Consider the following 10,951-nt stretch of genomic DNA (forward strand, 5'->3'; position numbering starts at 1 on the left):
ACCTGCTGCACCAGCACATCGCGCTGAAGATCGCGCTCGCCCTGCTGATCGTGAAGGCCGTGATGTGGGTGATCGCGCTTGGCTCCGGCACCTCGGGCGGGGTGCTCGCCCCGTTGCTGATGCTCGGCGCCGGCCTCGGCACCGTGCTGTCGCCGGTGCTGCCGGGCGGCGATCCGGCGCTGTGGCCGCTCGTGTGCATGGCCGCCACGCTCGGCGCGACGCTCGGCGCCCCGCTCACCGCGATCGTGTTCGCGTTCGGCCTCACGCACGACGCCAATGCGCTGCTGCCGCTGCTCGCCGCGACGCTCGTCGCGCACGGCTTCGCGACCGTCGTGATGAAGCGCTCGATCATGACGGAAAAGATCGCGCGCCGCGGCTATCACATCTATCGCGAATACGGCGTCGATCCGCTCGAGCGGCACGACATCGGCGAAGTGATGACGTCGGCCGATCGGCTCGTCGCGATCGACGGCGCGGCGACGCTCGATACCGTCGAGACGCAATACTTCGGCGCGACGCAGACGCACCGCGCATACCCTGTCGTGCAGAACGGCCGCCTGCTCGGCCTGGTCGACCGTGCAACGCTCGATGCACAGCGCGCGCGGGCCGGCGCCGACACACCGATCTCGGCCGCGTTCGCCGACCGCGCGCCGGCCGTCGCGCTGGCGCACGAACCCTGCCGTGTCGTCGCGTCGCGCCTCGCGATGCTCGGCCTCGAACGCCTGCCGGTGGTCGCCGACGAGCAATCGCTGCGCATCACCGGCATCGTGTCGCGCAGCGACCTGATCAAGCCGGCGCTCCAGCACTTCGACGACGAACACAAACGCGAGCGCTTCCGTCCGGTCGTCCCGGTCAACCTGCGCGACTTCAGTTCGCGCAAGGCCGGCTGACACGGCCCGCATGCGCGGCACCCGCCGCGCATCGCTTCCCCACCTCTCCTCGCTGCACGATGCCGCGCGCCCGTCGCGCGCTGCATCGCCTCCCGCCGCTGTCCTTCGTTTAAAGTTGGTTAACAATTCGCCAGACGAAAGTTTGTCATCATGGTGCTCATGCGACGGGGCCATTCATTAGCCATTCCACTTCGCCATCAGATAAAGAGTCGCGGCACGGCATGCACGCACATGCCGCCCGCCGCGACCATCCACTCACCACACCACGACCGGGCAGCGCACCGACCGCGCGCCGCATGACGTCGAGCCGTACATGACGCATGCCGCGCCGCAGCAACATGCGCAGCATCCGAGCCGCCGTTTGGCAAGCGCGTTAACAACTTGTTTCGGAATCACCGGAACCGTGCCTGCCCGATGCGATCTCACTTGCACGCAGCACTGCTGCGCATCCCACTCAATCAATCACGACTCGAGGGAGATAACGTGAACGTGAAATACTTACCGCTCATCGCATTGACCGTGGCAATTTCTGCTCATGCCGCTGAACCTGCCGTGCAGAACGTGGGACAAAGCCAGAAAGACGCGCCCGATGTCTCGGCGTGCATCGCCAAGACCTGGGCCGACAAGTCGCAACAACAGGTGATCTCGCAGAACGTGCTGGCCAACGGCCTCGCGACCGACGTGTACGCGCCGGGCCAGCAGCCGCCGAACGGCGCCGCCGCGATGGTTCGTCCGTCGTGGAAGCCCGGTGCGAAGACCTGGGTCGGCGTGCGCGGCGATGCAGCGTCCGCCGGCGACATCAACGCCTGCCTGTAACGATGTAACGAGAACAGGCGCTTCGGATGGCCTTGCGCCATCCGCTTGCGACGAGCCCCGCTTCGGCGGGGCTTTTTCTTTACCGCGCGCGCAGGGCGCGGGTCTTACAGGTAGCTGCAGACGTAATCGAGCGTTTCGAGCACTTCGATGTCGAAACGGCTCTTGCCCGGCACCGAGAACGATTCGCCGGCGCCGTAGGTCTGCCATTCGCTGCTGCCGTCGAGCTTCACGCGGCACTTGCCGGCCTGCACTTCCATCAATTCGGGCGCATCCGTGCCGAAGTTGAGCGCGCACGGCAGGATCACGCCGAGCGTCTTGCGCGTGCCGTCCGGGAAGAGCACGGTATGCGACACGCACTTGCCGTCGAAATAGACGTTCGCGCGCTTGACGACCGATACGTTGTCGAATTGGGTTGCACTGGTCATGTGATGCCTCTGATTGCTGGATGCTTGATGGCGATGGAGTAGGAGGCCGGCCGGAGCGGCGGGCCGGTCGCTATGATACCGGCTTGCGCGACGCACACCGCAATGGCACGCGGCCGGCGCATGCCCGGCACGCAATCATCAGGATCACTACGCGATCCGCACAGGGCATGTGTTCATCGCAGCCCCTTGCGTCGCGCGGAATCGCGCAGGCAATCGAGCAGCATCGCTGCGGCCGGCGTCAGCGGGCTGTCGCGGCGCGTAACGACCTGCACCGATACGGCCGGCAAGCGCTCGCGAATCGGCAGCACCGCGAGCTGATCGCGCGCCCACTCGCCTTGCAGCAATTGCTCGGGCATCGATGCGATCAGGTCACAACCGGTCATCAGGCTGTGCGCGAGACCGAAGCTCGGGCATTCGACGACACGCGCGGGCACCGGCAACCCGTACGCGACGAACGAGTTGAACAGCACCTGCGTGGAGCTTTCCGGCGACGGATTCATCAGCCAGTCGGCCTCGACGAGATCGGCGAGCGATGTGGCCGACGCGAGCGGATGCCCTTTGCGCGCGACGATCAGCGAGCGGCTCGCGTAGAGCTCCGCATGATCGAACTCGGCGGCCAGCAGTTCGGGCACGACGACGGCCACCGCGAAATCGAGCGAACCGTCGTGCAGACGCGGCAGCGCGACGCCCGGAAACCCTTCGACCAGATTGACGCGTGCCACCGGAAAGCGGCGCCGGAATGCGCGGAATGCGTCGGGCAGGATCGTCACCGCCGCCGCGGGCGTGATCGCCGCCGCGACGGAACCCGTCATTGCGCCCTGCGCCTGCTCGATGTCGTCGCGGGCGCGCTGCATTTCGGCGACGATCAGCCGCGCGCGCACCTGCAGTTGCTGGCCGAACGCAGTGAGCTGCACGCCGCGCGCGGTACGCACGACGAGCGATACGCCGAGCGCGATCTCCAGCTCCTTGACCGCCTTCGTCAGCGCGGCCGGCGACACGTTCAGGCGCCGCGCGGCCGCGCGAATGCTGCCTTCCTCCGCGGCGGTGACGAACGCTTTCAGCTGATGGTATTTCATGGGGCAATGCGTGATTCGTGGAAACCCTGTGCGCGGCGCGACGCAGTGGCTCAGGGTATTCCCGAGCGGCAACCGACGGTGTGCACCAAAGCAATTTAGCAGCTTCTGGTACCCAAAAGAAATTTATATGCTTGGTCGTCATATGCGCGTCAAACGCTCCCCCCGCCCCACAGGAGACACCATGCTGCAAGCCGTGAACCCCGTCATCCCCGGCATCGCCGCGATCGCCCCCGAGCTCGTCGAGGTGCGCCGCCGCATCCACGCCCATCCCGAACTCGCATTCGAAGAAACGCTCACGAGCGACCTCGTCGCCGAGCTGCTCACCGGCTGGGGCTACGACGTGCATCGCGGCATCGGCAAGACGGGCGTGGTCGGCGTGCTGCGCGAAGGGCAAGGCACGCGCACGGTCGGGCTGCGCGCCGACATGGACGCGCTGCCGCTCGCGGAAACCACCGGCCTGCCGTACGCGAGCCGCCACGCGAACAAGATGCACGCATGCGGCCACGACGGCCACACCGCGATGCTGCTGTGCGCGGCGCGCCATCTCGCGGCGACGCGTCAGTTCTCCGGCACGCTGAACCTGATCTTCCAGCCGGCCGAGGAAAATTTCGGCGGCGCGAAGGCGATGATGGACGACGGCCTGTTCGACCGTTTCCCGTGCGACGCGATCTTCGCAATCCACAACATGCCGGGCCGCGCGGCCGGCGACATGGCGTTCCGCACCGGCGCCGCGATGGCGTCGGCCGACCGCGTGACGATCACGCTGCGCGGCGTCGGCGGTCACGGCGCGATGCCGCATTTCGCGCGCGATCCGATGTCCGCCGCGGGCAGCATCATGGTCGCGCTGCAGACGATCGTCGCGCGCGAGGTCGACGCGCAGCATGCGGCGGTGATCACGGTCGGCAGCGTGCAGGCTGGCGAAACCTTCAACATCATTCCCGAAACCGTCGTGATGAAACTGTCGGTGCGCGCGCTGAACGCCGACGTGCGCGCGCTGCTCGCGCGTCGCATCGAAGCGCTCGCGAAAGGCCAGGCGGAAAGTTTCGGCGTCACCGCGGAAGTCGACTACGACTACGGCTACCCGGTGCTCGTCAATCACGCGGAACCGACCGCGTTCGCGGCCGACATCGCGCAGCAGATGCTCGGCGCCGAACGCGTCGAAACCGACGCCGCGCCACTGATGGGCAGCGAGGATTTCGCGTTCATGCTCGAAGCGCGCCCCGGCTGCTACGCGTTCATCGGCAACGGGACCGGCAGCAAGGGCGGCTGCATGGTGCACAACCCCGGCTATGACTTCAACGACGACATCCTCGCGATCGGCGCGAGCTACTGGGTCCGCGTCGCCGAAGCCTGGCTCGCGGCCTGACGGCCCTTCACCACGCAGTTTCGCGCTCAACCCGGGGGAACCCCATGGAAACGTCCGCTCTTCCGTTCGCCGGCACGCCGGTCGATGCCCGCGCCGCCGCGAAGAAGCGCCGGCTGATCGCGGCCGCGGCCGTCGGCAACGCGCTCGAGTTCTACGACTTCACGGTCTACAGCTTCTTCGCGCTCCTGATCGGCAAGCTGTTCTTTCCCGTGCATTCGTCGTTCGGGCAGTTGATGCTCGCGGTCGCGAGCTTCGGGGTCGGCTTCGTCACGCGTCCGCTCGGCGGGCTCGTGATCGGGATGTATGCGGACCGCGCCGGCCGCAAGAAGGCGATGATCCTCACGCTGCTGCTGATGGCGCTCGGCACTGCGACGATCGCGGTCGCGCCGACCTTCGCGCAGATCGGCATCGCCGCGCCGCTGCTGCTCGTGCTCGCACGGCTGCTGCAGGGGTTCGCGTCGGGCGGCGAAGTCGGCGCATCGACGACGCTGCTGCTCGAACAGGCGCCGCAGCATCGTCGCGGCTTCTATGCGTCGTTCCAGTTCTCGAGCCAGGGGCTCGCCGCGCTCGCGGGCGCGCTCACCGGCGTGGCGCTGACGTCGACGCTGAGTGCCGCGCAACTCGAAAACTGGGGCTGGCGCGTGCCGTTCATCATCGGCACGCTGTTCGTGCCGCTCGGCTACTGGCTGCGCCGCACCGTCGAGGAAGTGCCTGCGGCGGTGCCCGCGCCCGCCGCCGCGCACGACGAACCGGTTGCGTCGCTGCCGCTCGCCGACGTGCTGCGCCATCACGGCAAGGCCGTGTTCGCGGGCCTCGGCGTGACGATCGGCGGCACGTCGATCCATTACATCATCGTGTTCTACATGGCGATCTACGGCGTGCAGGTGCTGCACCTGCCGACCTGGCTGTCGATGACGGCCGGCTGCGTCGCCGGGGCGATCCTGATGCTCGTGACGCCGATCGGCGGCCACCTGTCCGACGTGTTCGGGCGCAACCGGATCGTCTGGTGGACGCGCATCGTGCTGATGGCCGCGATCTATCCGGCGTTCATCGCGCTGAACCGCTGGCCGGGCGCCGTGTCGCTGCTGTCGATCATCGCCGCGCTGTCGATCGTGCATTCGATCAACATCGGTGCGACCGGCGCGATGCTTGGCGAGTTGTTTCCGCGGGCCGTGCGTGCGACCGGCGGTGCGCTCGTGTATAGCGTCGGCGTCGCGATCTTCGGCGGCTTCGCGCAGTTCTTCGTCACGTGGTTGATCGCGGCAACCGGGAATCCGAATGCGCCGGCATGGTATGCGATCGGCTGTGGTGCGATGACGTTGCTCGCGATTCGCTGCATGGAGGAAAAGGCGGGGAAGGCGCTGGACTGAGTAGCAGACGATGCGCGGCTCGTGAAGCGTGATTGACGTCACGCGCCCGCATCGGGCATCATCAATCAATGCACAACGCGACGATCACCCTTTCGACGACCACGCGCACGACCGCCTTCGGCGGGCCCGTGCGGCGAGTGCGCGCAAGATCGTAGCGTCACCGATTCCCACAGGCCCCGCCGGTTCCGGACGGGGTCTCGTCGTTTCTCCGTCTGCATCGGCCACTCAGGAGAAACGCAATGTCCGAAGCCCCTTCCCCGAAACGCGCGCTGCTCGTGATCGACATGCAGGTCGGGCTGTTTCATGGTCCCGATCGTCCGCATGACGGTGAACGCCTGCTGGCCAATATCAACCGGCTGATTCACCGAGCGCATGACAGCGGTACACCCGTGTTCGCCGTGCGTCACACCGGCCCGGCCGGCTCGCCGATCGCGCCCGACGCGCCGCTGGCCGCGCTGCTGCCGGAGCTTGCGATCGATACCGCTCGCGACATCGTGTTCGACAAGACGCGGCCGAACTGCTTCGCGGGCACGCGACTCGCCGAGTGGCTGCATGCGGCTGGGATCGGCGAGATCGTGATTGCGGGGATGAAGACGCAGTACTGCGTCGATACGACGTGCCGTGCGGCCGGCGATCTCGGCTTTCGCGCCGTGCTCGTGGCCGATGCGCATACCTGCATGGATACACCCGCGCTACCGGCCGAGCGGATTGTCGCGCACCATAATGCGACGCTTGCAGGCCCGTTTGCGACGCTGACAACGACCGAGGCGTGCGTGTTCTGACGCACCGCGCGCCGATCGGACTGCAGTACGCGAGCGCCCGCGTTGCAAGAGCGTCAGCAGGTGCCGTCAATTGACGGCGCGCCGATCACTCGATGCGTCATACCGACGTTCGAGGACAGAACTGGTCTCGAAGCGGCAGAAGAGCCATGTTGAGGCCATATCGCGTCACGTCACTGACAGCGCCGATACGGCACACGCCGTAAACGCAAAAAGGCACGGACTTCACCGCCCGTGCCTTTTTCACCTGAGCAAACCGCCCGCGCTCAGAACGTATGCATCATCCCCACATACGCGCCCGTCTGCGACTCGCCTGTCATCGGGCTCGTCCCCGACGTCGCATCCCGCGGCGTCGCGAGCAGCGAGAAGTTCGAATTCCCGCCGTTGCGCACATACGCAACCGTCCCATACAGGAACGTACGTTTCGACAGATTGTACGTGGTACCGAGCACGTACATCATCGCGTGCCCCGACGGATCGTGCGACGCATCGCCGCCGCCGTCGCCGACCTTCACGTAATACCCGCCCCCCGTCACCGCCCACTGCGGCGTCGCCGAGTAGGTTGCGCCGAGCCAGTAGTGATCGGCACGATCGGCAACACCAGCCGGACTATCCGGCGCCTGGTAGTGCGTATACGCCCCCTGGATCTTGAACTTCGACACCTTCACGTTCGCACCGACGAAGTACTCGCGCGACGCCGTGAAGACGTTGCTGAACTTGCCGTTGTTGTCGCGCAGCTCGTCGTAGATGCCGCGCACGTCGAGCACCGGCGAGTGGTACGAGATCATGATCCCGTCCGAGCGGCCGAAATCGTCGGGCGCGCCGTAGTTGAAGCCGCGCGACTGGTTGCCGAACGCGTATTGCGCCTGCACGTCGAAGCCGCCGATCACCGGGCTGTGATATTCGATGTTGTTGCTGGTCTGCTGCCAGTTGCGGCCACGCACGAGCGACGCCGACGAAAACGCCTGCTGGACGAACGGATCGAATTCCCACACGCCGTCGCTGTCGATGAACAGGTTGCGGCCGGCCTGCAATTGGCCCCACGTGTTGCTCTTCAACCCGACGTATGCGCGCCGTGACCACATGCGCCCGCCGCCCGTCTGGCCGTTCATCACCTGGAACGCGGTTTCCAGGTTGAACACCGTCGACAGGCCGCCGCCGAGATCCTCGACGCCCTTCAGCCCGAACATGCTGGTGCCCCAGTCGCCGCTTTCCGCGCTCCAGCGCGTCCCGCTGCCACCGTTCGGCTTCGCGATGTGGTTCAGGTATTCGACGCCGCCGTCGATCCGGCCGTACAGCGTGACGCTCGTCTGTGCAAACGCAGCCGCCGGCGTGGCGGCCGCAATCAGCCATGCGAAGTATTTGAGTCGCAAAATGATGCCCCCTCGAAGTCTCGACCGTCCGACGCGCGCCCCATGCACGCGCCTCGGGTCCGCTTATCCGCGATCGATCGAAAAACGTCCGGGGCCCGCCGCGCAGAGCGCGAGCAAGCCGCCCGAGATCGCGATGTTCTTGTAGAAATGAATCATGTTGTTGATCTGCTCGCCGCCCGTCATCGTCCAGTAGTGGTGGCCGATGATGCCGGTGCCGATCGTATACAGCGCAAGCAGCAGCGCGAGCGCGCGCGTCTGGAAACCGACGAGGATCGCGATCCCGACGAACAGCTCCATCACGACGGAAATCGCCGCCGAGATGATCGGCGCCGGCGCGCCCTCGCTCCCCATGAACGCGATCGTACCGGAGAAGTCGATAATCTTCTTCCAGCCGAACATCACGAACAGGATCACGAGCAGAATGCGGGACAGCAGCAGCAGCACATCGCGCTGGGACGCGAGAAACGGTTGATTCGGTGTCATGGTGTGATCAACGAAAACGATGCGCGCAACTGCACGCACCGGATTGCCTGTGAACCGGGGCGAGCGGCCAACCGCGCCGCCCGCCCCGCTCTGCAACAACCGGCATCGGGGCCCGCCCGATGTGCTGTGCTCCTCCTCTTTTCTGTTGTCGCCCTGCTTCGTCGCGTGCCGCGTCAGCGCAGCTTCGCGACGTCCTGCTCGGTCACCTTCGCGGCCGGATTGCCGAACTGCCCGGTCAGGTAGTTCGTGAGCGCGGCGATCTGCGCATCCGACAGCTCGTGACGGAACGCGGGCATCCCGACGTCCTCGCTGCCGGCCTTGCGCTGCACGCCGTTCAGGATCACCTGCACGAGGTTGGTCGGATTCGGCGCGCCGACCGTCGAGTTGTGGAACAGCGGCGGGTAGTAACCGTCCGGCGTACCCTTGCCCTGCATCTGGTGGCAGGTCGCGCAGTTGCCGAGATACAGGCGCGCCGGATCGATACCCGACGACGCGAGCGCGACGCCGCGCAGCTTCAGGCCATCCTCGGCCGGCTTGCCCCACGACGAGCGCGACTGCTTCGCGTCGCCGCTGGCCACCGCCGGCACCGTACGGATGTACGTCGAGATCGCCCCGATGTCGGCTTCGGTCATCTTCGAGAAGCTGTGCTCGATCGCCTCGGCCATCGGGCCGGCTGCCTGCGCGAGGCCCGGCACGCTGCCGGTGCGCAGATACTGGACGAGCTGCTGCTGCGTCCAGCCGCCGATCCCCGCGTTCGGGTCGGACGTGATGTTGTAGCCGTCCCAGCCCGCGAGCACCGAGCCCGACAGGAAGCTGCCGCCCGTTTCGTCGAGCGACTTCTCCTGCATCGCGATGCCGCGCGGCGTGTGGCACGTGCTGCAGTGCGCGAGGCCCTGCACGAGATACGCGCCGCGGTTCCACTCGGCGCTCTGCGCCGGCTTCGGCTGATAGACGCCGTCCTTCAGGAACAGCCAGTTCCAGATCTTCAGCGGCCAGCGCATGCTGAGCAGCGCGGGGATCTCGTTCTTCGGCGGCGCCTGCTTGACCGGTTCGACGCCGTGCATGAAGTACGCGTACAGCGCCTGCACGTCGTCGTCGTTGATCTTCGCGTACGACACGTACGGCATCGCCGGATACAGGTTGTCGCCGTTCTTCGACACGCCGTGCCGCACCGCACGCTCGAAGTCGTCGAACGTCCAGTTGCCGATGCCCGTATCCGGGTCGGGCGTGATGTTGCTCGTATAGATCTTGCCGAGCATCGGCACCGGCATGCCGAGGCCGCCCGCGAACGGCTTGCCGCCCTTTGCGGTGTGGCAGGCCATGCAGTCGCCCGCGACCGCGAGGTATTCGCCGCGCTTGACCTGCGCGGGATCGGCCGAATCGGCCGCGCGTGCGAGGCCGGGCAGCGCGAGGCAGCCGGCCAGGAGGAAGGTGAGAGTAGATTTCCGCACGGTCAGACTTCCTTCTTCAGCGTGTCCGACATCCGCAGCGCGAGCGCCGCGATCGTCAGCGTCACGTTCACCGTACCGACGGTCGGCATCGTCGAACTGCTCGAGATGAACAGGTTCGGATGGTCGAACGTGCGGCAGTCCTTGTCGACGACCGAGTCGCGTGCGTCCGCGCCCATGATCGTCGCGCCCGTGATGTGGTTGTTCGGCGCGAACTCGTCGTTGAAGACGACGTCGGTGCCGCCGAGCACCTTCGCGGCGGTCGCGTAGACCTCGCGCGTATGCACGGCGCCGCGCTTCACGTAATCGTCGATCGCATACGTGATCTCGGGGCGCGGGATGCCGATCGCGTCGGTGGCCGTCTTGCTCGGCACGATGCGGTTCTCGGGTTGCGGCAGGATCTCGTGGAAGCAGTCGAACTGCACGTAGCGTGCGGAACGGTCGCGGATCTGCGCGTCGAGCTCGTCGTGCTTCATCAGCTTGCCGGCCTTGAAGATCTTCTGCGTCTCCTGGTTGATGCGCGACATGTTCGACAGGTGGATCTTCTTCGCGGCTTCGGTCGCGCGGAACGGGCCGTCGCGGAAACCGATCAGCGACGTCATCTCCTGCGGGCCGCGGCCCGGCCACAGTTTCTCGCTCGCATAGAACGACACGCCGGTGCCCGGATGGTCCATCAGGTTGCGGCCGACCATGTCGGAGCTGTTCGCGACGCCGTTCGGGAAATCGCGGTTCGCGGACATCAGCAGGATCTTCGGCGTCTCGATGCCGTTCGCGGCAATGACGAAATACTTGCCTTCGACGCGATGGTCGGCACCCGTCTTGTCCTTGTAGATCGCGGCGGTGATGCGCTTGTCCGGCCCGGTCTCGAGCTTGTAGACGACCGCGCTGTCGATCAGCTTCGCGCCGGCCTGCTCGGCCTTCTCGA

At 66.4% G+C, this 10,951-nt stretch carries 11 protein-coding genes; 5 read left to right on the forward strand and 6 right to left on the reverse strand.

Annotation, left to right across the window (positions count from 1 at the left end):
* The coding region (locus JMF90_RS09075; RefSeq protein WP_201325056.1) for a chloride channel protein at nt 1–890 on the forward strand (890 nt) is incomplete at its 5' end.
* Nucleotides 891–1,373: 483 nt separating this feature from the next.
* The gene (locus JMF90_RS09080; protein WP_006482964.1) at nt 1,374–1,706 is read left to right on the forward strand and encodes a hypothetical protein; all 333 of its coding nucleotides are present in this window, start codon (nt 1,374–1,376) and stop codon (nt 1,704–1,706) included.
* A gap of 104 nt (nt 1,707–1,810) precedes the next feature.
* Here JMF90_RS09080 and JMF90_RS09085 read toward each other — a convergent pair whose 3' ends face one another.
* Complete coding sequence (locus JMF90_RS09085) at nt 1,811–2,131, reverse strand: pyrimidine/purine nucleoside phosphorylase (protein ID WP_006478890.1); 321 nt, start codon at nt 2,129–2,131, stop codon at nt 1,811–1,813.
* Between the two features lie 173 nt (nt 2,132–2,304).
* Nucleotides 2,305–3,207, reverse strand: coding sequence for a LysR substrate-binding domain-containing protein (locus tag JMF90_RS09090; protein WP_011547569.1), 903 nt, complete (start codon nt 3,205–3,207; stop codon nt 2,305–2,307).
* A 181-nt stretch (nt 3,208–3,388) separates the two neighbouring features.
* On the opposite strand from JMF90_RS09090, the gene JMF90_RS09095 reads away from it, so the two are divergent.
* The 3 genes from JMF90_RS09095 (at nt 3,389) to JMF90_RS09105 (ending at nt 6,725) form a co-directional block, all read left to right on the forward strand.
* Nucleotides 3,389–4,573, forward strand: a complete 1,185-nt coding sequence (locus JMF90_RS09095) for a M20 aminoacylase family protein (RefSeq protein ID WP_011547568.1) — start codon at nt 3,389–3,391, stop codon at nt 4,571–4,573.
* Nucleotides 4,574–4,617: 44 nt separating this feature from the next.
* On the forward strand, nt 4,618–5,943 hold the full coding sequence (locus tag JMF90_RS09100; RefSeq protein WP_011694744.1) for an MFS transporter: 1,326 nt from the start codon (nt 4,618–4,620) through the stop codon (nt 5,941–5,943).
* Between the two features lie 239 nt (nt 5,944–6,182).
* Entirely contained in the window at nt 6,183–6,725 is a 543-nt protein-coding gene (locus JMF90_RS09105) for a cysteine hydrolase family protein (protein ID WP_011547566.1), read from the forward strand.
* Nucleotides 6,726–6,988: 263 nt separating this feature from the next.
* Here the strand turns inward: JMF90_RS09105 and JMF90_RS09110 are convergent, their stop codons facing one another.
* From JMF90_RS09110 to JMF90_RS09125, 4 genes are all read right to left on the reverse strand, one after another.
* Entirely contained in the window at nt 6,989–8,095 is a 1,107-nt protein-coding gene (locus tag JMF90_RS09110) for a porin (protein WP_011694745.1), read from the reverse strand.
* Nucleotides 8,096–8,158: 63 nt separating this feature from the next.
* Nucleotides 8,159–8,578, reverse strand: coding sequence for a DoxX family protein (locus tag JMF90_RS09115; protein ID WP_011547564.1), 420 nt, complete (start codon nt 8,576–8,578; stop codon nt 8,159–8,161).
* Between the two features lie 173 nt (nt 8,579–8,751).
* The gene (locus tag JMF90_RS09120; protein ID WP_011547563.1) at nt 8,752–10,029 is read right to left on the reverse strand and encodes a cytochrome c; all 1,278 of its coding nucleotides are present in this window, start codon (nt 10,027–10,029) and stop codon (nt 8,752–8,754) included.
* A 2-nt stretch (nt 10,030–10,031) separates the two neighbouring features.
* On the reverse strand, nt 10,032–10,951 hold a 920-nt coding region (locus JMF90_RS09125), incomplete at its 5' end, for a GMC oxidoreductase (protein ID WP_201325057.1).

This window comes from Burkholderia sp. E168m23 (assembly GCF_016586125.1).
Lineage (GTDB): Bacteria > Pseudomonadota > Gammaproteobacteria > Burkholderiales > Burkholderiaceae > Burkholderia > Burkholderia orbicola.